The sequence below is a fragment of the Pseudomonas shirazica genome (assembly GCF_015168335.1).
GTDB classification, from domain to species: domain Bacteria; phylum Pseudomonadota; class Gammaproteobacteria; order Pseudomonadales; family Pseudomonadaceae; genus Aquipseudomonas; species Aquipseudomonas asiatica.
This window is the reverse complement of sequence record NZ_CP063456.1, coordinates 2,257,213-2,280,843: the sequence shown is the minus strand read 5'-3', so window position 1 is coordinate 2,280,843 and position 23,631 is coordinate 2,257,213. Positions and strand designations below refer to the sequence as shown.

At 62.7% G+C, this 23,631-nt stretch carries 16 protein-coding genes and 2 pseudogenes; 10 read left to right on the top strand and 8 right to left on the bottom strand.

The window, feature by feature from the left end:
* The first annotated feature begins 417 nt into the window (after positions 1–417).
* Positions 418–1,722, top strand: coding sequence for an MFS transporter (locus IMX18_RS10390; RefSeq protein ID WP_015270504.1), 1,305 nt, complete (start codon positions 418–420; stop codon positions 1,720–1,722).
* A 76-nt stretch (positions 1,723–1,798) separates the two neighbouring features.
* On the opposite strand, the gene IMX18_RS10385 is transcribed toward IMX18_RS10390, so the two are convergent.
* From IMX18_RS10385 to IMX18_RS10350, 8 genes are all read right to left on the bottom strand, one after another.
* Positions 1,799–2,761, bottom strand: a complete 963-nt coding sequence (locus IMX18_RS10385) for a 2-hydroxyacid dehydrogenase (protein WP_217191356.1) — start codon at positions 2,759–2,761, stop codon at positions 1,799–1,801.
* Positions 2,762–2,772: 11 nt separating this feature from the next.
* Entirely contained in the window at positions 2,773–4,065 is a 1,293-nt protein-coding gene (locus IMX18_RS10380; protein WP_015270506.1) for an MFS transporter, read from the bottom strand.
* A gap of 57 nt (positions 4,066–4,122) precedes the next feature.
* Positions 4,123–5,073: a sugar kinase gene (locus IMX18_RS10375; protein ID WP_015270507.1), complete on the bottom strand. Its 951-nt coding sequence runs from the start codon at positions 5,071–5,073 to the stop codon at positions 4,123–4,125.
* Positions 5,066–5,854, bottom strand: coding sequence for a TIM barrel protein (locus tag IMX18_RS10370; RefSeq protein ID WP_015270508.1), 789 nt, complete (start codon positions 5,852–5,854; stop codon positions 5,066–5,068). The genes IMX18_RS10375 and IMX18_RS10370 overlap by 8 nt, the downstream gene beginning before the upstream one ends.
* Positions 5,855–5,921: 67 nt before the next feature.
* On the bottom strand, positions 5,922–6,941 hold the full coding sequence (gene ptxS / locus IMX18_RS10365) for a transcriptional regulator PtxS (protein ID WP_013972769.1): 1,020 nt from the start codon (positions 6,939–6,941) through the stop codon (positions 5,922–5,924).
* Between the two features lie 272 nt (positions 6,942–7,213).
* On the bottom strand, positions 7,214–8,449 hold the full coding sequence (locus IMX18_RS10360) for a c-type cytochrome (RefSeq protein WP_371857147.1): 1,236 nt from the start codon (positions 8,447–8,449) through the stop codon (positions 7,214–7,216).
* A 21-nt stretch (positions 8,450–8,470) separates the two neighbouring features.
* The gene (locus IMX18_RS10355) at positions 8,471–10,255 is read right to left on the bottom strand and encodes a GMC family oxidoreductase (RefSeq protein WP_015270510.1); all 1,785 of its coding nucleotides are present in this window, start codon (positions 10,253–10,255) and stop codon (positions 8,471–8,473) included.
* A 3-nt stretch (positions 10,256–10,258) separates the two neighbouring features.
* Positions 10,259–10,999, bottom strand: a complete 741-nt coding sequence (locus IMX18_RS10350) for a gluconate 2-dehydrogenase subunit 3 family protein (RefSeq protein WP_047933478.1) — start codon at positions 10,997–10,999, stop codon at positions 10,259–10,261.
* Positions 11,000–11,399: 400 nt separating this feature from the next.
* Here IMX18_RS10350 and icmH point away from each other — a divergent pair, with 400 nt between their 5' ends.
* The 9 genes and pseudogenes from icmH to IMX18_RS10305 all read left to right on the top strand — a co-directional run bounded on the left by icmH (position 11,400) and on the right by IMX18_RS10305 (position 23,474).
* Positions 11,400–12,248: a type IVB secretion system protein IcmH/DotU gene (gene icmH, locus IMX18_RS10345; protein ID WP_137109016.1), complete on the top strand. Its 849-nt coding sequence runs from the start codon at positions 11,400–11,402 to the stop codon at positions 12,246–12,248.
* Between the two features lie 14 nt (positions 12,249–12,262).
* A pseudogene (locus IMX18_RS10340) lies at positions 12,263–14,444 on the top strand (type VI secretion system Vgr family protein).
* Positions 14,444–15,322, top strand: coding sequence for a DUF4123 domain-containing protein (locus IMX18_RS10335; protein WP_054572879.1), 879 nt, complete (start codon positions 14,444–14,446; stop codon positions 15,320–15,322). The pseudogene IMX18_RS10340 and the gene IMX18_RS10335 overlap by 1 nt, the downstream one beginning before the upstream one ends.
* Before the next feature lie 33 nt (positions 15,323–15,355).
* Positions 15,356–16,579 (top strand): annotated as a pseudogene (locus tag IMX18_RS10330) (T6SS effector BTH_I2691 family protein); the annotation flags it as partial.
* Positions 16,579–17,721 (top strand): DUF6708 domain-containing protein, encoded by a 1,143-nt coding sequence (locus IMX18_RS10325; protein WP_061304524.1) that lies wholly within the window; start codon positions 16,579–16,581, stop codon positions 17,719–17,721. The pseudogene IMX18_RS10330 and the gene IMX18_RS10325, both read left to right, overlap by 1 nt.
* A 209-nt stretch (positions 17,722–17,930) precedes the next feature.
* Positions 17,931–19,259, top strand: coding sequence for a hypothetical protein (locus IMX18_RS10320; RefSeq protein WP_191472651.1), 1,329 nt, complete (start codon positions 17,931–17,933; stop codon positions 19,257–19,259).
* Positions 19,260–19,291: 32 nt separating this feature from the next.
* Positions 19,292–21,523, top strand: a complete 2,232-nt coding sequence (locus tag IMX18_RS10315; protein ID WP_015270513.1) for an Ig-like domain-containing protein — start codon at positions 19,292–19,294, stop codon at positions 21,521–21,523.
* Between the two features lie 15 nt (positions 21,524–21,538).
* Entirely contained in the window at positions 21,539–22,012 is a 474-nt protein-coding gene (locus IMX18_RS10310) for a curlin-associated protein (RefSeq protein WP_015270514.1), read from the top strand.
* A gap of 16 nt (positions 22,013–22,028) precedes the next feature.
* Entirely contained in the window at positions 22,029–23,474 is a 1,446-nt protein-coding gene (locus IMX18_RS10305; protein ID WP_015270515.1) for a curlin-associated protein, read from the top strand.
* Positions 23,475–23,631: the final 157 nt, after the last annotated feature.

The window sequence follows — 23,631 nt, the reverse complement described above, 5'->3', positions numbered from 1 at the left end:
GCGCCAAGCCTTGAGGTATCACCACCATGCGGGAGTAGCTGTCTTGTGTTGCCTGTTCTGGCCTCATCGCCGGCAAGCCGGCCCCCATAGGTACTGCACAATGCTTGAGGGCGATGCAGTCGAGGTGGGAGCTGGCTTGCCGGCGATTGGGCCGCAAAGCGGCCCCGGGATGTCCGCCCAAGACGCATTCGTGTCGCCCACAGACTGCGGCGTCTCGTCGCACACCCAAGCCCCTTGGGCAAAACCGTGCAAGCCCGTAGAATCGCGCTTCCTTTTCGCCCGTCGCCTTGAACGGTGGCAACCGGCAACGTCGCATCCAGCCCAGGCACATCCGTGCAGCCACTCGGCCCCGTTCGGGTCGAGCCGGTGTGCGCGTCCGAAAAGGCGCTCATTCCGCTCATCCAACTAGAGGTACCTATGTCTCCGCGTTTGCTGGCCATGGCGCTGGCGCCCCTGCTCGGGCTGTTCATCATTGCCCTGGGCAACGGCTTCATGTCTTCCCTTACCACCCTGCGCCTGGGCGCTGCCGGCGAATCAGCCACCACCATCGGTGTGGTCTCCTCGACCTACTTCATCGGCCTGACCCTGGGTGCCATCTTCAACGACCGGCTGATCCTGCGCATCGGCCATATCCGCGCCTATACCAGCTTCGCCTCGCTGATCGCCGTAACCATCCTGCTGCAAGGCCTGTTCTACGACGTCACCTGGTGGTCGGTGCTGCGCCTGATCAACGGCTGGGCGGCAGTGGGCGTGTTCCTGGTGATCGAAAGCTGGCTGCTGCTGGCCGGTGACGCCAAGATCCGCGGCCGCCTGCTGGCGCTGTACATGATCGCCTTCTACGGCGCCGGGGTCATCGCCCAGGCCGGCCTTGGCGAAATCACCCAGATGGGTGACACCGCACCGTTCATGCTGGCCGGCGTGCTCGCCGCCCTGTCGGTACTGCCCATCGTGATCCTGCCGCGGGTGTCGCCACTGCTGGACCAGGTCGAACCGCTCAAGCCGCGCCAGTTGCTGGGCGTTGCGCCGTCGGGCCTGGTCGGCTGCTTCGGTTCGGGTGTGGCCATTGCCGGCATCTATGCCCTGCTGCCGCTGTACCTGCAGCGCATCGGCCTGGATGTGGGCGAGGTCGGCAACATGATGGCCTGGGTAATTCTGGGTGCCATGCTGCTGCAATACCCGGTCGGGCGCTGGTCTGACCGCAAGGACCGCCAGGATGTGCTGATCGCCCTGGCCGGGCTGTGCGTGCTGCTGTCGCTGGTGACGGTGTTCCTGCCGCCTGACTCGATCCTGCTGCCGGCGATGCTGTTCCTGCTGGGTGGTGGCGTGTTCACCCTGTACCCGGTGGCGGTCAGCCATGCGGCCGACCGCGCGCCATCGGATGCACTGGTGCCGATGATCCAGGGCCTGCTGCTGATCAACTCGCTGGGTTCGGCCATGGCGCCGGTGGCGATTTCGCCGATGATGACCGAGTTTGGCGAGGCCGGATTGTTCTGGGCCTTTGCCGTGGTCAACCTGGCCATGGTGTGCTTCTTCATGTGGCGCCGAGGCAAGCGCCCGGCGGCAGAACACCCGGCTCCGTTTACAGCTTCGACCACCTTCTCGCCGACCGGTGCCGAGCTGCGGGTGACCGAAGATCTGATGCACGCGGCGCAGGAGCACCCACCGCTGGAGCCGGTGGAGAGTGCTGCGCCAGCGCAGGCGCAGCGTTCAGAATCGCATTGACTCCGGGGCTGCCTTGCAGCCCTTTCGCAACACAAGGCCGCTCCCACAGGGGCCGCGCAGGTTTGTGGATCTGGCTTTAGCCATTCACCAGGTTGGCCGGGCGCTCACCAGCCAGGGCACTGAGCAGGTTGTCCACCGCACAGCGCGCCATGGCCTGGCGGGTTTCCTCGGTCGCCGAGCCGATATGCGGGGTCGCCACCACGTTGTCCAGCTGCAACAACGGCGACTGCGCCGACAGCGGCTCCTGCACGAACACGTCCAGGCCGGCGCCGCGTATGCGCCGGGCACGCAACGCTTCGATAAGCGCTTGCTCATCCACCACGCGCCCGCGGGAAATGTTCACCAGGATTGCCTGGGGCTTCATCAGCGCCAGCTCCCGCGCGCCGATCAGGCCTTCGGTGCTGGCACTCAGCGGCACGGTCAGGCAAACGAAATCCGCCTGCTGCAACAGCTCGTCCAGGCTGCATTGACGCGCAGCATGGCGCGCCTCCACCTCTGGCTTTGCACGCTGACTGTGATACAGCACACGCATGCCAAAGCCGGCCGCGGCGCGCCGGGCCAGGGCCTCGCCGATGCGGCCCATGCCGACGATGCCCAGCGTCTTGCCGTGCACATCACTGCCGAAATGCGCCGGGCCGAGGTTGGCCTGCCAGTTCCCGTCTCGCACCCAGTTCGCCAGCTCCACCACCCGCCTGGCGGTGGCCAGGATCAAGGCGAAGCCCGTGTCGGCGGTGGTTTCGGTCAGCACGTCGGGCGTGTTGGTCAACATCACGCCACGCCGGCTGAGTTCGGCGATGTCGTAGTTGTCGACACCGACCGAAACGCTGGACACCACTTCAAGCTGTGGCGCCAGGTCGAGCAAGCTGGCGTCCAGGCGCAGGCTGGCCCCCAGCAGCCCGTGCGCAGCCGGCAAGGCATCGCGCAGACGGGCCAGGCCATCGGGCTGGGAGGTATCCACCCAGGTCACCTCGACGCGCTCTTGCAGGCGTGCCATCAAGTCGTCGGACAGGCGTTTGTACAGGACGATTCGCTTCTTCATTGCACAGGTTCCTAATGGTTCATGGCCAGACGCGAGTTGCCGCGCTTGGCCCGGCCGGATGTCTGGGAAGTATTGAGTGCGGCGGTAAGCGCCACTGCGGCCAGCAGCGCACCGCACATGAACAGGTAGGAGGCACCAGGCCCGCCGGTGACGCCATTGAGGTAACCCACCAGCCACGAGCCACCGAACGAGCCCAGCGCGCCCATGCTGTTGATCAGTGCCATGGCACCACCGGCGACGTTGGCCGGCAGGATCTCGGGCACGATTGCGAAGAACGGGCCATAGGGTGCGTACATGCAGGCGCCGGCGACCACCAGCAACGCGTACGACAGCCAGAAGTGCTCGCTGCCCAGGGCGTACGAGCCATAGAACGCAACGGCGGCGATCAGCAGTGGCGGCCAAACGAAGCGCTTGCGCTTCTGCAAGCGGTCGGACGCCCACGACACACCCACCATGCCCAGCACCGCCGCCAGGTAAGGTACCGACGACAGCCAGCCGGCCTGCACGATGTCGAGGTTGGCCGCCTGCTTGAGGATCGACGGCAACCACAGCACGAAGCCATACACACCGATGCTCCAGCAGAAGTACTGCAGCGAAAGGATGATCACCTGCGGCGAGCGGAACGCCTCGCGGTAGTTCTTCACCGGCTTGATACCTTGCTGCTCGGCAGCCAGCGCCTGCTCAAGGGCGGCCTTTTCCTGCGCGCTCAGCCAGTTCACCTGGGCCGGGCGGTCATCCACCAGGCGCCACCAGAAGAACGCCCAGACGACGGCGGGCAGGCCTTCGATGATGAACATCCAGCGCCAGTCGTAATGCTTGACCAGGTAGCCCGACACCACCGACATCCACAGGATGGTCACCGGGTTGCCGAGGATCAGGAAGGTATTGGCGCGCGAACGCTCGGCGCGGGTGAACCAGTGGCACAGGTACACCAGCATGGCCGGCATCACCGCCGCCTCCACCACCCCGAGCAGGAAGCGGATGCCGATCAGCATGTAGACGTTGCTGACCACGCCGGTGAGCGTGGCAAGGCCGCCCCAGAGTATCAGGCAGACAAAGATCAGCTTCTTCACACTGCGCTTTTCGGCATAGATGGCACCGGGCACCTGGAAGAAGAAGTAACCAAGGAAGAACAGTGCCCCCAGCAGCGAAGACAGTGCGGGGGTGATATGCAGGTCTTCAGCCATGCCGGAAGCGGCGGCGAACCCGTAGTTGGCGCGGTCCAGGTACGCCAGGCTATAGGTGAAGAACACGATCGGGATGATGTACCACCAGCGGCGAGGTGCCAGGCTTTGGCTTTGCATGGTTCGTTTCTCCTGAGCTTTTTGTTTTTGTTGCAACAGGTGTTTCGGGTCAAGTGTTCAGGCGCTTCTGCGCAGGTCGTGGGCTTGCAGCTCATGGCGCAGCGGCAGCCCTTCCATGTCGCCACGCGACTGCACGGCGCGGCTGCCGCACCAGTTGCCACGCGCCACTGCCTCGGCTACCGGGTGGCCGTCCAGCAGCGCACTGAGCACGCCGACGGCAAAGGCATCGCCGGCGCCAACGGTGTCTACCACCTGGCTGACCGGCACTGGCGCCACCTGGCCTTCGCCCTTGGCGCTGCGGAAGTAGGCACCGGCGTCGCCCAGCTTGATCACCACCAGTTCCACCCCTTGGTCGAGGTAGAAAGCGGCGATGTCTGCCGGGGTGTGCTGCCCGGTCAGCAGGCGGCCCTCTTCCAGGCCTGGCAGCACCCAGTCGGCCTTGGCCGCCAGGGCATTGACTTCGCGCACCATGCTGCTTTGGTCAGGCCACAGCGAGGGGCGCAGGTTGGGGTCGAACGAGATGCTGCGCCCGGCGGCACGCATGGCGTCCATCAACGCATGCGACAGCGCCCGGCAGCCGTCCGACAGCGCCGGCGGGATGCCGGTGGCGTGCAAGTGGCGGGCCTGCAGAGAACCCGGGCGCAGCAGCGCCGGCGACAGCCGGCTGGCTGCCGAACCACGGCGGAAGTACTCCACCGCCGGATCGCTGCCGTCATCGCAGCGGGCCTTGAGCTGGAAGCCGGTGGGGTAGCTGGCATCCACCTCGACGCCGGAGCAGTCCAGCCCTTCGCGGCGCAGGCTGTCGAGCACGAAACGGCCCAGCGAATCGTCACCCACCCGGCTCAGCCAGCGGACCTTGAAGCCCAGCCGCGCCAGGCCGATGGCCACGTTGCTGTCGGCGCCGGCAATGCGCTTGCCGAACTGGCCGACACTGGCCAGGTCGCCGGCCTGCTCGGCGACGAACATGGCCATGGTCTCGCCGAAACACAACACGTCATGCTCATGCATGGCTCAGCTCCTCACTCGATACGCCCTGCCCCAGCGCCGCCAGGTCGCGCACCTGGGCACGGGTCAGCGCCAGCAGATCGTCGCTCACCAGCGGGTACTCGACAGCACGCACCACGCCGGGGGTGAACTCGGCCATCAGCTCGGCCCACTCCTGCAGGTCCGCAGTCTCTGGCGGGACGGCTACCAGGCGGCCATCGGCCCGGCGCTGCACGGCCTTGCAGTGCACATAGCGCACCCAGCGGCCAAGCTGCCGTGCGGCGTGCCGGGCAGGCTCGCCCTGCCACTGCCAGTTACCGATGTCGAAGGTCATGCCCAGGGTCAGCCCGAGCTCGTCGGCGCGCTGGAAAAACTGCTGCAGGGGTTCGATCCGTCCACCTTGCGCGGTCTGGTCGTTCTCCACCAGCAGCAATGGCCCGTGCGCCGGCAACAGCGTCGTCAAGGCCGCGACGTCACAGCCCGCATGGTAGTGGCCCAGGGAAACCTTGAGCGCGACCGCGCCAAGGGCGCGGGCAGTTTCCAGCTTTTGCGCCAATTGCGGGTCAAGTTCGCCTTGTGCGGTCCACAGTTCCAGGGGTGTGGAGTACAGGCACTCCAGGCGTAGCGCGGCAATGGCTGCAGCCAGCGCTGCAGTGTCCGGCGCACGAGTGAACAGTTCTTCGCGCAGCTCCACGCGGGTAACGCCGGCGGCAGCCAGCAGGTCAAGGAACTGCTGCTGGCCACGTTGCCGGACAAAGTCGGCACCGTAGCTGGAGAGGCTGATGGAAACGGGGTTCGAGTGCATTGTTTTTGTCCTTATGAAACCGGTTTCATTTTTTGATGACAGCAGGCGCGCAGGTGCCTGCCTGTGATTACTGTGGCTGGGTTGAACCTCGGATGATCAGCTCGGCCTTGAAGTCGATGCGCCGGGCTGCCCCGCTGTCGCCGCGCAGGCGGCCAAGCAGGCTCTCGAATGCCGCCACGCCGATTCGCTCGGTGGGCTGGGCCAGTGCAGTGATGCCGCTGCCGACCAAGGGGTACCAGTCGAGGTCGTCGAGGGCGATCAGCCCGACGTCCACGAACAGATTGCGCCCTGCTTCGTGCAGGGCCCGGGTCACGGCCAGGGTGGCGACACCGTTGAAGGTGAAGATGGCCTGCGGGCCATGGCCGTTGCCGGCGAGGAACGCAGCCAACTGCTCATCAAGCCCGGTGCCGGTCTCCAGCACCTGTTGGCGCATGCCGGGCCGACGGCTGACCGAGGATCCGAACGCCTGTACTCGCTCCAGGCGCGAGCTGGTGCCATCGAGGGGTTCGGTTACCGCCAGGATATCGCGGTAGCCTTGAGCTTGCAGGTGGTCGAGGGCCTGCTCGACCGCATCGGCATTGTCCAGGCCCACCAGGTCGACATTCAGTTCGGGCAACTGGCGGTCGACCAGCACCATGGGAATGTCGCGCTGCAGGTTGAGCAATTCGCCGGGGTGATGGCCAAGCGTGTTCACGATCAGCCCTTCGACGTTGTAGGACTGCAGGGCCACAAGATGGTGACGCTCCTGCTCGTCGTCGCGGTTGGTGTTGCACACCACCAGGCTGTAGCCGTGCTGGCGGCAGGCAGTTTCCACGCCATGCATCACGGCCACTGAATAGGGGTTGAGGATATCGGCCACCAGCATGCCGATCAGGCGCGTCTGGCCGCGCTTCAGGCCACGGGCCATCTGGTTGGGGCGGTAACCGAGGCGCTCGATGACCTCTTCCAGGCGCTTGGCGGTGGCTTCGGCGAGCAACTGGCGGTCACCGCCGATGTAACGGGAGACGGTGGCCTTGGAAACGCCAGCGACACGCGCTACTTCGCTGATGGTGACCCGTTCGCGGGCATGGGCAGGCGCGTCGGTCATGGGCTGTCCTTATGATTGTTGTGATAGCGATGAAACCGGTTTCAATACAGCAAAATCGCACGCGCTCGTCAACATGCCGTTGGTCGGGAGTGCGATATCCATGCATAGTAAATGCAATAAGAATGCTCTTTAACTAACTGATAAATATAGAAAAGTAAATGCAAAACCCTGTGGGAGCGGGTTCACCCGCGAATGCGATTTTGAATGTGCCGACGCATTCGCGGGTAAACCCGCTCCCACAGTGGATTGGGGGTGCAGACAGAGGGATGCAGTTAACGGAGGGATTTCACGTCACTGGCAGTGACGGCACTGCCCTGGTTACCCCAACTGGTGCGAATGAAGTTCACCACCTCGGCAACCTCCTGGTCACTCAGGCGCCAGCCGAACGCCGGCATGGTGAAGTTCGACGGTGCCGCGTGCGTCGCCGGCACCGTGCCCCCCGCCAATACCACGTGGATCAGCGATGTGGCATCCGCCGTCTGCACCACCGGGTTGCCGGCCAGGGCCGGGAACACGCGGGTATAGCCCTGGCCATCGGTACGGTGGCAGGCCGCGCAATTGTCGATGTACACCGCCGCTCCGGGCTTGCTGTCGTCACCCTTCCATAGCGCATCCGCCACCTGTTTGTCGTACACGTGCGGCTGGTCGTCAGGGTTGCTCGGTGGCAGCGTCTTCAGGTAGCGGGCGATGGCGGTCAGGTCGGCGTCGCTCATGTGTTGCATGCTGTGCTCGACCACGTCGCTCATGCCACCGAACACGGCGCTGCGGTCGCTACGGCCAGTCTTGAGAAACTGCACCAGCTGCTCTTCGCTCCAGCTACCCAGGCCGTCCTTGTGGTCGCCACGCAGGTTCTTGGCAATCCAGCCTTCCAGCGGTGCACTACCGGCCAGGAACTGCTCGCCATCCTGTGGGCTCAGTGCCTTTTCCTGCATGGTCAGCGCCCGCGGTGTATGGCACGCACCACAGTGCCCCAGGCCCTCGACCAGGTAGGCACCGCGGTTGACCACCGGGTCGGCTGCCGCCGATGCCTGCCAGGGCTTGGCCTCTGGCGCGAACAACCCACGCCAGACCGCCAGCGGCCAGCGCATGCTCAGCGGCCAAGGGATATCGGTGGCCTTGTTCGGCTGCTCGACCGGTTCCACGCCCTTCATGAAGTAGGCATACAGCGCTTGCATGTCCTGCTCGCTGACGCGTGCATAAGACGGATATGGCATGGCGGGATACAGGGTGCTGCCGTCCTTGCCGATACCCTTGCGCACCGCCCGGTCGAAGTCTTCGAAGCTGTACTGGCCGATACCACTGGCCGCCGGGGTGATGTTGGTGGAGTACACCGTGCCGATCGGTGTCTCCATCGGCAGCCCACCGGCGAACGGCTTGCCGCCCTTGGCGGTATGGCAGGCGACGCAGTCGCCGGCGCGGGCCAGGTACTCGCCCTGGCGCACCTGCGAATCGTCATTCGGCGCAGCCTGAGCGGCCACGCTGGCACCCAGCAGGGTTGCGATCAACATTGTCTTCATGCGCATCGCTCCTCAAGCCTGAACCAGCGGGCCAGGGTTTTTCAGGTACTGCTCGCGGATGGCGCGGGCCGACCAGTAGGTCAGCGCAGCCACCAGCCCGGTCGGGTTGTAGCCCAGCCCTTGGGGGAACGCCGAAGCCCCTGGAACGAACACGTTGTGCACGTCCCAGCTTTGCAGATAGCGGTTCAACGCACTGGTCTTCGGGTCGGTGCCCATGATCGCGCCGCCGTTCAGATGGGTGGTCTGGTAGCTGGCGGTGTTGAAGTGGTCCTTGACCTTCTTGCCCAGCACGGCAATGGTCTTGGGGTTCATCGCCTGGGCGATCTTGCTCAGCTTGTCGACCATGAACTGGTTCATCCTGATGTCGTTTTCCTGCCAGTCGAAGGTCATGCGCAGCAGCGGCTGGCCATAGGCGTCGCGGTAGGTCGGGTCGAGGTCCAGGTAGTTGCCACGGTAGGACTGGTGGGCGCCGTGGGCGTCCATCGACACCTGGTGGGTGTAGTAATCGGCGGTGGCCTTCTTCCAGGCGCTGCCCCAGGCCGGTGTGCCAGGCGGGGTGGCGCCGCCGGCAATCGGCCGTGTGCCGGCCTGGTTCACCCACATCGGCGAGCCACCGACGAAGCCGTGCGGGCCATGGTCGAAGTTGTCGGCGTTGAAGTCATCGATGGCGATGCCGTTGCCACCGGCGCCGATGAAGTTGTTGGTGTAGGTGTCCTTGTCGAAGAACGCCTTGACCGTGCCCATGTTCTGGTAGGCGAAGTTACGCCCGACCACGCCTTCGTTCCTGATGGGGTCGTACGGTTTGCCGATGCCGGACAGCAGCATCAGGCGTACGTTGTTGAACTGGAACGCCGCCAGGATCACCAGGTCCGCCGGCTGCTCCACTTCCCGCCCCTGGGCGTCGATGTAGGTGACGCCGGTGGCCTTGCGCTTGCTGTCGTCCAGGTTCACCCGCAGCACATGGGCGTTGGGCCGCAATTCGAAGTTCGGCACCTGGCGCAGCGCCGGCAGGATGTTCACGTTGGGCGAGGCCTTGGAGTACATGTAGCACACGTAGCCGCTGCAGAAACCGCAGAAGTTGCATGGCCCCATCTGCGCCCCGTACGGGTTGGTGTACGAGCCAGAGGTGTTGGCCGAGGGCAGGTTGTAGGGCTTGTAGCCCAGGCTGGCCGCCGCCTTTTCGAACAGCCTGGCCGACACCACGTTTTTCTGCGAAGGCAGCGGGAACGGGCTGGAACGGTCTGGCGCATAGGGGTTGCCGCCCTTCCCTTCGCCAACGACCTGGCCGTTGACGGTCCAGGCCTGGCCAGAGGTACCGAATACCTTTTCGGCAAAGTCGAAGTGCGGTTCCAGTTCTTCGTAGCTGACCCCGAAGTCCTGGATCGTCATGTCTTCGGGGATGAACTTGCGCCCGTAGCGTTCTTCGTAGTGGCTGCGCATGCGCAGCTCCATCGGGTCTACCCGGAAGTGCACGCCAGACCAGTGCAGGCCTGCGCCACCTACACCTTTGCCCGGCAGGAAGGCACCGAGCTGGCGATTGGGCAGCGCCACGTCGTTCATGCCGTGGCGGATGGTGACGGTCTCTTTCGACACATCGACGAACAGCTTCTTGCGCACGCTGTAGGTCAGCTCGTCGATCACCTGCGGGTAGCTGCCTTCCGGGTAGGTGTCCTGCATCGGCCCCCGCTCCAGGGCCAGCACTTGCAGCCCCGCCTCGGTCAGTTCCTTGGCCATGATCGCGCCGGCCCAGCCGAAGCCCACGATCACCGCGTCCACTTTTTTCATCACGGTCGTCATGCCTCAGGCCCTCTCGCCACGGATCGAAACAGCGGGGAACGGGTAAGGCTCGTTGCGCTCGACCCAATCCATGAAATCGGCGCGGGCGCCGGGGAAGCCGATCTGGGTCCAGCCGACCATGCCTTTGTTGCCGCCATGGATCGGGTCGCAGAAGAACCCTTCACGGGTGTTCTGCACCAGCAGGCTGAAGAACACCTTGGCTGGCACGGCGTCGAAAACCAGCTCTCCAGCCTCGATCTTGCTGAGAATGCGGTCTCGGGTAGCGCTATCTTGCGCAGCAAAAACTTGCCCTGAATTGGCCTTGCACCAGCCGTCCACGGCGGCGATGCCCAGGCGGTAGATCTGTTGCGGGCTGAGTTGCAGCTGGTAACCCAGTTCGGGCGCGGCGTCGGCCTTGAACGGGCCCTGCATGTACCACTGCGCGCCGGTTGCGTAGGGGGTGTTCATCTGCCGGTCGATGAATTCGGCAGCGCCTGCTTCAAGTGCACCGGGACCAAGCTCGTCGGCCGGGATGATGCGCGAGACGGCCGCCTGCACGAAGGCCCACTCCTCGGCAGTGAAGAACGTCGGCTGGTAGTTGCCCGCTGGCGGCGTGGCCGGCACTTTGGGCTCGTGTTGCGGGGCCGCAAGCAGCTGACTGGCACCCACGCCAAGCCCCGTGCTGGCCACGGTGACCACGGGGATCAAGGTCAAGGTCTTGCGCAGAAAGTCCCTGCGCGGGTTGTCGGGGGCATGCTCAGGCATTGCGAATCCTCATCGGCTGTGTGCGGCCTTGAAAAGCGCCATCTGATTTTCAATATGGGGGGTGGTCTTGATGGGCCATCAAGAAAACAGCCGGATAATCTAGCGCGTTCAGAAATGTTTTGAAACCGGTTTCATGCCGTGCTTGCCTGCCATGAAAGATGCTCCTAAGCCTATGCATCCAGCCAAGGGTATTTTTCACACTAAGGACGCTTTGAGCTGCATCTTCAGATTCTGAAATGCACAAAGGAAGAATCTTCCTACGATCGCATCGGACGTTTCGGGATTCCCGATAGATTGATTCCTGGTTTACGTTCGGGCTTCAGCCAAATGCCTGCGACTAGCCGCGTGGATACTCCATGCCACCATGCAGCGATGGCGCGCCGACAAACGAGGATTAAGGATGTCCGATGAGCCCGATGTAACTGTGAAAACACTACACAGGAAGAAAAAGCCGGTCCTGCTGGAGGATATCCAAGGGAACCCGCTACCTCGCTCCAGCACCGAATCTGGGCAAGCCATGGATCTTCCTGGCTACTCAGCCGACCCGGACTTCCAGCTACGCGGCGGCTTCGCCAACCTGATGCTCGACGCGGCCAACCCGCTGTTCGGCCTGGTCATACGCCTGCGTACGCTGGATGACCTGCCCAACATCGAACATGTGCACAAGACCCTGCAGATTCAGGTCAGCACAATCCGCGAGGAAATACAGCAGCACGGTTATTCCTCTGTGCACCTCGAAGCCTATTCCTATGCCTTGTGCCTTTACCTGGACGAGGCCGTGATGAGTCGCCCCTGGGGGAACAATTCGTGCTGGAGCCACGAACCGCTGCTCAGCATCTTCCATGGCGAAACCCAGGGTGGCGAGAAGATCTTCGTGTTGCTGGAGCGGTTGATGCAGTCTCCGGAGGAGTTCCAGGATGTGCTGGAGTTCCTGTACTTCTGCTTTTGCCTGGGCCTGAAGGGCAAGTACGCCCTGGACCCGAAGTGCGATGAAATCATCAACGCCCTGATTTCGCGGATGCACAAGGTCATTCGTGCACTGCGCGGCCCCACGCCGGAATTCCCGGGCGACCCCTATACCAACGTGGTCCATCGCCCCCACCGCATGCGTCGTCGGGAATGGCCCTGGTGGAGCCCGTTGGTGATCTCCGCCATCGCCATGGTCTGCGCCTACTGCTACTACAGCTACCGCCTGAGCTTGATCACCGCCGAGGTGCTGGAGTCGCTCAACGGCATTTTGCAGCAGTAGCAAAGGGGATCCGCATGCCTAGCCAATCCGACTTGCGCTTCACCTTCCAGCCGCTCGCTGGCCAGATTGACTTCGAGGTGGTTTCGTTCGAACTCGACGAAATGATCAGCTCACCGTTCCAGCTGAAGCTGGAATTGATCAGTTTTGAAGACGAGGTCGACTTCGGCCAGTTGCTCGACCAACCAGTGCTGTTCACGATCTGGCGCGGTGAGCGCCCCCCTGCGCTATGTGCACGGCCTGGTCAGCAGTTTCAGCCAGGGTGAGACGGGGTTCTATCGCACCCGTTACCGCGCATTGGTCGAGCCCGTGCTGGCCCGTGCCGGCTTACGTTCGAACTGGCGCATCTTCCAGCAGAAAACCGTGCCGCAGATTCTCGAATTGATGCTCAAGCGCCAGGGCATTGCCCGTTTCGAAATCAACAGCATGGGCGAGCATCAGGTGCGCGAGTTCTGCGTACAGGCCGGTGAAACGGACCTCGACTTCATCGCCCGCCTGGCGGGGGAAGAGGGTTTCGTCTATCGCTTCGAGCACACACCGAAACACCATCAGCTGGTCATCACCGACCGACTGCTGGCGCTGGGGCAGATCAGCCGAAGCGCGCTCAAGGCCGACGACGAGGATGAAGACTTCTTCGACGAAGACGACATCGGCCCCGACCAGGTGCTGTACCGTGCCAACAGCGGTGGCGACCAGGCCAGGCCTTGCCTGCGCCGCCTGCGTTACAGCGAACAGGTACGCACTGCACGTCAGGTGCAGCGGGACTACACCTTCACCAACCCGCAGTACCGGCAGGAACACCGCGCAGGTGACAGTGGCATCACCCATCAGTCCCGGGACTATGAGCGCTTCGACTACCCCGGCCGCTACAAGCGCGATGCGGTCGGAGTGCCCTTTACCGCCACGCGCTTGACGGCCCTGCGCCATGACGCCCGTATTGCCGAAGTCGAGGGTGACGATGTACGCCTGCAACCGGGGCTGAGCTTTACCCTCATCGAACACCCGCGCAAAGACCTCAACGCCCATTGGCGTGTGATGCGTGTACATCACGAGGGCAGCCAGTTCACCAGCCTGCAAGAAGAAGCTGCCGGGGCCGAACAAGGAACGCGCTACTCGCAGGAAGCCGTGCTGGTGCCCGGCCGAATCGAATGGCGCCCGGCGCCTTTGCCCAAGCCCCGCATCGACGGCCCGCACATGGCCACGGTCGTCGGGCCGCCCGGGGAAGAGATCTACTGTGACGAGTGGGGCCGGGTCAAGGTGAGCTTCCCCTGGGACCGGGAGAGCGAGAACAACGAGTTCAGCTCCTGCTGGGTGCGCGTGTCGCAAGGCTGGGCCGGCGGTAGCTGGGGTTCGATGGCTATCCCGCGCATCGGCCAGGACGTGATCGTCCAGTACGTCAACGCCGACCCCGACCAGCCGATGATCACGGGGCGTACCTATTGCGGCGACCAACTGCCGCCGTATGACCTGCCCGAACACAAGACCCGGATGACCATCAAGAGCCAGACCCACAAAGGCGATGGTTTCAACGAGCTGCGCTTCGAGGACGAACTGGGACGACAGGAAGTCTTCATCCACGCAGAAAGAGACCAGAACAACATCGTCAAACATGATGAAACCACGCAAGTCGGGAACGACCGCACCGAGCGTGTCGAAAGGGATGAGACCCTTTCGATTGGCCAGGACCGCCGGGAAGAGATTGCCCGGGACGAGTCCGTCAATATCGGCCAGGACCGGACCCACCAAATAGGCAACGACGACACCCTGACCATTGGCCGGACTTATACCATCATCACCGGCCTGGACCGGATCGAACAGGTCGGCAACCACCGCCAGGACGTCACCACAGCCAATCACACGGTAGAAATTGGCGGTCACCTGGAACAGAGCGTGGCCGGTCACAACACCTTGCAGACCGGGGAAGCCATCCGCCACACAACCAAGGTCTATGACATCCAGGTCAGCGAAAGCCTGACTATCAGGAGTCCGGCCGGGTTGCTGCGCATAGATCGTGCCGGTATCACGTTGGACGGACTGGCACTGGCCTTCAAAGGTCCTGTGAGTCAGCAGGCCAAATGCAGCCAGCACATGACATCGACCTTCGGCGTACCAGAGCCCGGCGAGCCCATTTGCCTCAGCTGCTTGCTGAAAGCGATCGCGGATGGCCACAACATGATTCGCATGGAAGGAGCAAGCTGATGCCAAGCCCATTTATCAGAACTATGGTGGAGGTGCTGCGTACCTCCGACCGCTATCGTCTGAGCGCGATCGTGGAAATGGCCAAGCTGACACCCAGCGTGCAGGAAAAGTTGACCCGGCACTATGAGGATCGCTGCTGGCCACTATTGCAACAAACCCAATTCCACAATCTGCGAACAGCAGGCCCTTGGCTGTTCGGGTCGCGGCTAGGCGCCGATGTGTCGGCCCAGTACGATTTTCAATGGCAACTCGAACAGCTTGCTTCGGGCGCGGTTTGCGGCTGGATCGTCAGTGCGTTACCAACTGCCCAACTTGCCCGGCATCTTAGCCACGCCAACATCGTGACGGGAGCAGACGGCCATTTGTACCTCCTGCGTTTCCACAACGCTGCAGCTTTGCGAGTGCTGGATACATATCGTGAGCTGCCAGGGATAAGCGAATGGCTAGCTCCCATCCATCACTGGTGGTCGCCTGTAGCGCACCCGAACAAGCGGTTGTGGCTACAAGTATCCGGTGCTGATCAGCCTCCGCCCCTGCACCTCCCACAAATCACGCTAAACGAAGACTGTTGGGCTGAATTGGCGGGAGACCCGCTGAGCTATCAACTTGCCGAATTGATCAAGGACGAGCCGTCCTGTGCGGCTTTGGCCACTGCTTGCCACGGAACAAGGGTTGGTTTGATCCAACACTACCTGGATCAGGCGCGCGAGCAAGGCTTGGACCGTGAGGAAGACCTCATCAGCTATGTGCTCATACTAGCTCGCCACGGCGAACAACTCAGTAGCTCGCAAGCCTGGCAGGACGCGATTGTCGCAACACGCGAACAGCAAACATCCCTGATGGACAACGTGCAGCGATGCCTGCGCGCCAAGAATTGAGGTACACAGCCATGGACTCGGTCACCGAAACCCTCGAACTTTGCAGATCGGAGCAACCTGGCGATACGGGGTATCACGTACAACCAGGATGACATTCGTGATGCGCTCGCGGCGCTACGGGAAGCGGCCATGGCCAAACCTCCGTCGGAATCATGGTTCGTGCTGCGTGAGTCACTTGTCCGACAAGCGCACATTGCGGCGAATGCTTTCGGGCGCGCCAACGCTTTATATGAAGAACTGCAGAACAGAAACAGCCACGCCAGCATCGGCCTATACGCCTGGTACGTGGCGCTGGGCCGACAAGTGCTTCGTACCGGAGCCCCCAACAGTGTGGACCGTGCCCTGCACCATGGCCTGCGCCTGACTCTGTTTGCTTCGGTACATGAGACAGCTGTCGACATTCGCCTGAGTGAAGCGGCTCGTAGCGGGCAGCCATTGAATCCGCAGCGCAGCGCTGGCCAGGCAAAACGATACTTGGACCAGGCCTGGGCCGAAGGATTGATGCAAGCCAATAAGAGCGACTTTTACAAAGTGCGTGTCTCCGGTCTTGTATGCCTGCTGGAAGGGATGCTGATGGCGTTCAAGGCCCGCGAACTGCCCGACAGTGATGTACGGATTAAGACCGAACTCATGGCAGCCGCCATGACCACGGCTGCGGCGGGTTTCGAGATTGGGGCCAGCTATGTGGAGCAGGTGGTGACGCGTTACGGCGCAAATAGCGTGTCCGGCAGAGGTGCGGTTGCGACCTTGGGGAGGTTGAAACTCTGGGGAGCCGGATTAGCGGGGACGGGAGGGTTCGTACTGGCTTGGTGGGACTTCGCCGACGGGGTAAAAAATCACACTCAACATAATGTCTCAACGAAATCTTGGACATTGAGTGGGGCCTACTTTACGCGCGCACTGGCTACACTTGCTTTATCTATCGGAGAATTGGGAACTGCTATAGGAATAGCTAAGCCCTTCTTCGATCGCCTTACGATCAACAATCAGAGCAAACTCATACGTCTTGTAGGGCGATCATTAGGTAGCCTGGCTACCAGACTGGGTACGCAGGCGGCTCGTTTGCTGTTAACCAAATTAATTTTAGGAGCGTTCTGGGTAGGCCTGCTACTAACCGCCATTATTTTCTTGCTTGAGGACGATGCGCTAGAAAAGTGGTGCAAGCGGAGCAGCTTTCGCTTGGAAAAGAACTCTAAACCTTACGATGAACGAGAAGAGTTAGCAGCCCTGCATTCAGCTTTCAGCGAGGTCCTTTAATGTATCTTATCGAGCGGGGGCTGTGGCAGATGGCGATTGAATCCGAGGCTAAGCGCAAGAAATTCGACGTGCAAAGGAGCTCGACTGTAGAGCGCGCTGACAAGGATTTCCATGAAGATGACTTGAATAAAGACATACACTTCAACAGTGTCAGCGAAAAACCAAATGCACGCGGCCCCATATTTTCTTTCAACGATACATATATGGAAATGCGCTGCGGCGGGTCAGAAGAAAAACGCGGCATCATCACGATGATGACGCTTGGCAGTTTAGGCCCAATGACTTACGCATGGCTGCACATAACGTTTGGCTCCATCTATATCAATGCGACTCAACCCGATTTCTTTTCTGCGTTCTCGGTCCTATTCAGCGCGTACATGCTATCAATTGGCGGAGCCATTTATTACTTATATGCCAAATACGGATTTCGTTTTACTCGACTTGAAATGCTTACCAGCCGCCATTTGCTCATTCGCTTCAATCGAAAAACCCAGCAAGTTCACCTCCATAGACCAAGCTACTGCGGCGGTATAGCAACATTCCCCTGGAGAACAACCGGAAGCACCGGCGTCAACCCTGAAGACGACTCCCTCAGCGCGGGCATGAGGCTGTGCTTGGTCTGGCACCCCAGCCGCACTGGCCTCCCTCACATGGAAATGGCCCTACTCGGCAAGCAAGGCCAAGGTGGTAGCGAACTTCGGGACGAGTGGGAGTTCATTCGCCGCTATATGGAAGATGGCCCACATGCCGTCCCCCGCCCCCGTCTGAGCACCCAACTCCCCTCGCCCGTCCAGGCATTCAGCGCCCAGTTCGAAGGATTGGGTCGTTTCTACCGGAAAAGCAGTTGGCTGTTCAAAGTCGTCCTGCTCTTGGTTTGGCCCGCCTTCGTCATTATCGGCACCGGCCATTGGCTGAGCTTGCTGTTGTGCTGGCGACCGCGCTGGCCGAAGGTTATCCGCGAAGCTGGCATGCCCGGTAAGCCCGTCCCAGCGGTGACAGCGCTGAGCGACTACCCACCAGAGATCCAGAAACGCCTGCTCGCCAATGCCGATCGCTGGCAACTCAAACCCGGCAAGCGCTCAGAGAAAAAGCCACGCAAATTACGTACGTCGAGATCGAAGGTGCACCGACCGGGTAGCTGATGCTACGAATGGGTCGGTACCACCTGCCCCAGTCCCCAACCTTGGGGACACGGTGCCCAACGGCAACCCCCTGCAATCGCCCTTGCAAGAGAAATGGATCCCTTGCCCTGCAAGGGCTGCAGCACATTTTTTCCGGCTTGGCACGCCTATTGCCGATCTCCTGCCAGACGCCCCAAGTCCATGGGCCCGTTTGCAGGAGGAAATGACTCATGCACCGACCGATACCCCACCCGCTGGCAGTGGCGATTTTCGCCGGCATGCTCCAGCTCCCGGCGCAGGCTGCCTTGAACGCTGTCGATCCAGGCGCCTATGTTCCCGCCAACGGTGGCTTCCCAGCCTGGTACCAGGACAGTCACGGTCGTACCCTCGACCTGTGCCTGACGAAGGCGGTCAGCTCGCGTGTGCCTGGCGCACCCGGCGCACCTTCGTACATGTGCACGCTGCTGCCCACCCCCGGCGTGTTCGACGATACCCAACCCATCGTCTTCCCCACCAACTTCCCTGACGAGGCGTTCTGGTTCACCGCCGACGCCGCCATCGTAGACGCCACTCGCGGCATCGACCTCAGCTACGGCACCGCGATCGAAGCGGCATTTGCCGCCGAAGAACCGGTCGACGGCGACCAGGTCAGCTTCGCCCGGGTGCGTATCCGGGTCGACGTGCCAACCGCCGGCACCTACGTGGTCACTCACCCCTATGGCGTCGAAGTGTTCGACGTACCTGCGCCCGGGCGCCGGGCGATCAACATGACCCGCGACATCGGCATTGCCGGCGCAGGCGACTTCACCGGCGCCCTGAAAGGCGATGTCGGGCCGTTCCTGCGCAGTGTCAACGGCCCCTACACCGAAGGCAGCGAGCGCTTCATCGGCGACCCGAACCTGGAAGAACGGGTGACCGGCAGCCCCTTCAATACCAACTACGTGCGCATCGAAGGCCCCGGCGGCATCGACCTGCGCACCGAGCTGTTCGCGGTTTCGGGCAAGCTTTCCGAAGTGACCCTGCCAACCCCGCTGATGCCGCAACGCAGTACCTACTCGCGGCATACCGAGAACGGCGACCTGCGCGCCCAGCAGGACATCTTCGCGATGGCCCCGCCGCCACCGGCCAGCGTCACCCTGACCAGCCAGACACCCAACCTGAACCTCACCGAGGCCAACGGTACCGGTGCCTGGTACGCCCAGTCGGTGCTCGACCCGGCCGCCGGGACGATCCTGACGCTGACCGCCGACAACAGCGTGGCGATCCCTGCCAGCAGCCCGACCACCGCCAATGTACCGCTGACCGACCTGGTCGTTATCACCCAGGCCCAGTTCCGTCTGTCCACCGGCGAGCTGACCTTGGTGGCCAGCACCAGCGACGAAACCACGCCGCCAGTGCTCACCGCACACACCGGCAACGGCGCGCTGATCGGCAACCTGAGCGGCACAGGTGCCGTGAAGACGCTGAGCACCAGCCTGTCGCCGATCCCGCCGGCCAAGGTGCAGGTCACCAGTACCAACGGCGGTAGCGACACCGAAGACGTGGTGCTGGTGCCATGAACAGACAAAGGCTCAGCCTTCAAGGAGGCAGCATGAACACTTGGTCGCGCCGTGCGCTGTTGGCCGCCGGTTTCTCCCTTACCGTTACCAGCGCCGCGTTTGCCGCGCTGTCCGATGTCGACCCGGGGCCCTACACCTTCGCCACCGGTGGCTATCCGATGTGGTACAAGGACAGCCTCGACCAGTCCCTGGAGCTGTGCCAGTCCCGTGCTACCAGTACGCGTGCGCCAGGCGCGCCGGGGGCACCGGCCTACATGTGTACCTTGTTGCCCGAGCCTGGCATCTATGACGATGCCCTGCCGCTGGTGTTCCCGGACAACTGGCCGCCCGAGATGTTCTGGTTCCTGGCGGAAACCGCCATTCCGCAGGTCGGCAACAGCGGCTATGAACTGGAGGTTTATGTAGCCGGGGTGGAGGCTGCCTTCGCCGCCGAAAACCCTGTCGATGGTGACCAGCAAAGCTTCGCGCGGATCCGCATCCGTGCTTCGGTCCCAAGTACCGGTACCTACACAATCACCCATCCCTACGGGGTGGAGACGGTCAACGTCACCACGGCGGGGCGTCGGGCGATCAACATCACCCGGGACATTGGCATTGGCGCACCAGGCAACTTCCGGGGAGCGCTGGCGGGGGCGATCGGCCCTTGGCTGAAGGGTGTTGGCGGGCCTTACACCGAGGTCAACCCCGATACCGGCGCCATCGAAACCTACATCGGCGACCCCAATATCACCGAGGCGGTGACCGGCAGCCCCTTCAATACCAATTTCGTGCGCATTCAAGGCCCCGCTGGCACCATCCAGACCAACACCTTCACTGTTTCAGGCAAGGTACTCGACCAACGGGCCCAGACCCCGGTCAGCCTGGAACGCGCCACCTATTCGCGCAATGCCACCGGCACTCGTACGGAAGTGTTCGCCAAGGCGCCCAGCGCAGCCAGCCTGTGCATGCGCAATGGCATTGCCCTGGTCGGCACCCCGCCCTCGCCGTGCCAGTACACCCTCACCGCCGACAACAACGGGCTGTTCTTCCACCAGCAGTTCGGCCAGGAAGCACCGCCTGCAGTGGTGGTGGTCACCGCCAGCGACAGCGCCGGCGGTACCCAGCCAACCGCGCTGTCGAGCAAGCTCACCGACGTGGTCAAGGTCGGCACCGCACGCTACGACTGGGCCAACAAGCGCCTGTTGATCGAGGCCAGTTCCAGTGACGAAGTGGCGGTCCCGGACCTGATCGCCCAAGGCTACGGTCGCCTGTCCAAGGCGGGCACGCTGCAGAGCCTGACCGTCAACGACGTGCCGCAGCCACCAGCCACCATCACGGTGAAGTCGGCACGCGGCGGCAGCGATGTCGAACCGGTAGTCGTGGTCGGCAACGCGCCGGTCGAGGCGGCCAACCAGCCGCCGCTGGCCCAGGCCGATACCGGCAGTACCAGCGTGGGCATCCCGATCACCCTCAACCTGCTGCAGAACGACAGCGACCCGGATGGCAACGTACCGCTTACCATCAGCGACCTCACCCAGCCCGGTACCGGTCTTGGCGGCGTGGTGATGAACGGCACCACCTCGGTCACCTACACCCCGCCAGCCGGGGCCACGCAACCCGTGGTGGCCACTTTCAGCTACCGGGCAGTGGACGCCAAGGGCCTGAAGTCGGAACCGGCCACGGTCACCATCAATGTGGCGCCCAACCAGGCCCCGACCGCCAACCCGGAAACGGTCGCCACCCTGGGCGTGCCTTTGACCATCAACGTGCTGGCCAACGACACCGATCCGGAAGGCAACGTACCGCTGAGCGTTGCTGCCGTCACCCAGCCGGCTGCCGGCCGGGGCACCGTCAGTACCGACGGCACCACGGTGACCTACACCCCACCGGCCACGGTGACCACGGCCTTCACCACTACCTTCACCTACCAGGCTCGTGACTCGCTGGGGGCCCTGTCCAACGCCGGCACCGTCACCGTCAACGTATCGCCACGGCCCGCCGCCGAAACCTTCACGGTCACGACCGCCACGGTCACGGCACGCTCCAACAACCGTTACAACTGGGACCTCAGCGGTACCTCGTCGGTCACCACCGGCAATACCGTCACCGTGCGGGTAACCACCACTACCGGCGTGCAGACCCTTGGCACCGCCACGGTGGCGCTGACCGGCCGCTGGCGCCTGGCGGTGAGCAATAGCACCACGATCATCCCGACTGCGGCACCGACGGCGACGATCACCACCAGCCAGGGCACCACACGCACCGTCAACGTAACCGTGCAGTAAAGGCCGGAGGTTGCAATGAGACGCCTGTACTCCCTGCTGCTCGGCCTGGCCGTGGTGGGCCAGGCCTGCTGGGCCGAGGACCTGCTGGACAATGCCGACCTCGCACCCGGCAACGACCTCGGCGAACCGGTGATCATCCGCCTGCTGCCGGCCAGCGCCGGCCAGGCTGCGGTGATCGAGCAGCAAGGCGCGGGCAACCGCGCCGCCCTCGACCAGAACGGCCAGGCCCTGCTGGGCCGCATCGTCCAGGCCGGTGGCGCGCAGGAAGCGTACATCTTGCAGGAAGGCAGTGACCTGATGGCCCTCATCAGCCAACAGGGGAATGGCAACAGCGCGTCGATCCGCCAGACCGGCAGCAGCAACAGTGCGGCCATCGAGCAGATCGGCAACGACAACAGCGCCAGCATCGTGCAGTCCGGCACAGGCCTGAACAGCTCCGTGACCCAGGCCGGCAATGGCCAGCACGTGCAGATAACCCAATACCGATAGACCTGGAGGCACCCCCATGTACAAGCTCGCTCCGTTAAGTGCCGCTATCGTCCTGGCCCTCGCAGGTCAGGCCATGGCTGCTGACAGCACCTCGTCCCAGACCCAGGATGGCAAGGAAAACATCGCTGAAGTCAGCCAGTCCCTGGCGCCATTCGCTTCGGCTACCCAGACCCAGACCGGCAAGGGCAACAACCACCTGGCGGTGCAATCGGATAGCACCAGCGATATCCAGCAGAGCGCCAACGGCCAATACAACGCAGGCTACGCCGACCAGCTGTTCGAGAACGGCAGCCAGGTCACCCAGCACGCAAGCGGCAGCTACAACGATGCCTTCGCCAGCCAGTCACTGGGCTTGGACAACCAGTCGCTGCAAACCCAGCAAGGCGCGCAAAACGCCTCGACCGTATGGCAGGAAAGCCAGGAAGGCAGCAAGGCCACCTCCTGGCAATCCGGCCAGCGCAACGAAGCTTTCATCGAGCAGATCTTTGGTGGCAGCAACAACCGCAGCAGCATCAACCAGACCGGCCAGGAAAACTACGCCGCCGCCGAGCACCTGAGCCACGTCGATGGTGATATCCAGGTCTACCAGGATGGCACGGGCAACTGGGCGTATGGCGACCAGCGCGACGGCACCGGCGGCACCATCGGCATTGGCCAGTACGGTGGCGGCAACTCGGTGGAAGTGTGGCAGGACAACCAGACCGCCAGCCAGGCATCAGTGACCCAGTCCGGCCAGATGAACGAAGGCTATATCGACCAGAGCTTCGGCATGAACAACAAGGTCAGCCTGTCGCAACAGGGCACGGCCAACGCCAGCTGGTCGGACCAGTTCGAGACCAGCAACTCGACCACCACCATCACCCAGACTGGTAGCAACAACGTGCATTTCACCTACCAGAACGGTGAAAACCTCAACCTGACCATCAACACCAAGGGCACTGGCAACAGCGTCACCGCCAGCAACTGGAAAGGCGCCAAGATGGGCGGCCAGTTCGGTACCAACCAGACTGCCACCATCAACCAGAATGGCAATGGCAACGGCGTCAACCTGACCCAGAACGGTGACAACCAGCTGGCTACGCTGACCCAGAAAGGCACCGGCAACCAAATGGAGACCAAGCAGGCCGACATGAACAACGAGCTGTACTTCGAACAGAACGGCACCGACAACATCCTGATCGCCGACCAGCGTGGCACCGACAACTATGCCTACGGCAACAGCCAGGGCAACGGCAACGTCATCAACCTGGACCAGTCCGGCTACAGCAACCAGAGCTACACCAACCAGCTGTACGGTAGCGGCAACGAAGCCAACATCAAGCAGGTTGACAGCTACAACATTGCCTACGTGACCCAGGGAGGCCAGGGCAACAAGGCGTATGTCGACCAGAGCGGTGTGACGCAGACCGCGACCATCAGCCAACTGGGCAGTGCGAACGTGGCCACTGTGACCCAGCAGTAGATCGCTCCCCCCTTGAACCGCGGTGCTCCTCTCCCTGGTGCCGCGGTTCCTTTTTATTACTGTCAGAACTTCTTTTCTTGCCGGCCTGTTCCCGGGCATGTCCGCGAATAGGCCAAGCCTGCCAAGCGCATTACAATGGTCCACACCCCAACCGATG

Coding starts and splice junctions, on each gene's coding strand:
- IMX18_RS10390 (WP_015270504.1), top strand. CDS start 418: ATGTCTCCGCGTTTGCTGGCCATGGCGCTGGCGCCCCTGCTCGGGCTG.
- IMX18_RS10385 (WP_217191356.1), bottom strand. CDS start 2,761: ATGAAGAAGCGAATCGTCCTGTACAAACGCCTGTCCGACGACTTGATG.
- IMX18_RS10380 (WP_015270506.1), bottom strand. CDS start 4,065: ATGCAAAGCCAAAGCCTGGCACCTCGCCGCTGGTGGTACATCATCCCG.
- IMX18_RS10375 (WP_015270507.1), bottom strand. CDS start 5,073: ATGCATGAGCATGACGTGTTGTGTTTCGGCGAGACCATGGCCATGTTC.
- IMX18_RS10370 (WP_015270508.1), bottom strand. CDS start 5,854: ATGCACTCGAACCCCGTTTCCATCAGCCTCTCCAGCTACGGTGCCGAC.
- ptxS (WP_013972769.1), bottom strand. CDS start 6,941: ATGACCGACGCGCCTGCCCATGCCCGCGAACGGGTCACCATCAGCGAA.
- IMX18_RS10360 (WP_371857147.1), bottom strand. CDS start 8,449: ATGTTGATCGCAACCCTGCTGGGTGCCAGCGTGGCCGCTCAGGCTGCG.
- IMX18_RS10355 (WP_015270510.1), bottom strand. CDS start 10,255: ATGACGACCGTGATGAAAAAAGTGGACGCGGTGATCGTGGGCTTCGGC.
- IMX18_RS10350 (WP_047933478.1), bottom strand. CDS start 10,999: ATGCCTGAGCATGCCCCCGACAACCCGCGCAGGGACTTTCTGCGCAAG.
- icmH (WP_137109016.1), top strand. CDS start 11,400: ATGTCCGATGAGCCCGATGTAACTGTGAAAACACTACACAGGAAGAAA.
- IMX18_RS10335 (WP_054572879.1), top strand. CDS start 14,444: ATGCCAAGCCCATTTATCAGAACTATGGTGGAGGTGCTGCGTACCTCC.
- IMX18_RS10325 (WP_061304524.1), top strand. CDS start 16,579: ATGTATCTTATCGAGCGGGGGCTGTGGCAGATGGCGATTGAATCCGAG.
- IMX18_RS10320 (WP_191472651.1), top strand. CDS start 17,931: ATGCACCGACCGATACCCCACCCGCTGGCAGTGGCGATTTTCGCCGGC.
- IMX18_RS10315 (WP_015270513.1), top strand. CDS start 19,292: ATGAACACTTGGTCGCGCCGTGCGCTGTTGGCCGCCGGTTTCTCCCTT.
- IMX18_RS10310 (WP_015270514.1), top strand. CDS start 21,539: ATGAGACGCCTGTACTCCCTGCTGCTCGGCCTGGCCGTGGTGGGCCAG.
- IMX18_RS10305 (WP_015270515.1), top strand. CDS start 22,029: ATGTACAAGCTCGCTCCGTTAAGTGCCGCTATCGTCCTGGCCCTCGCA.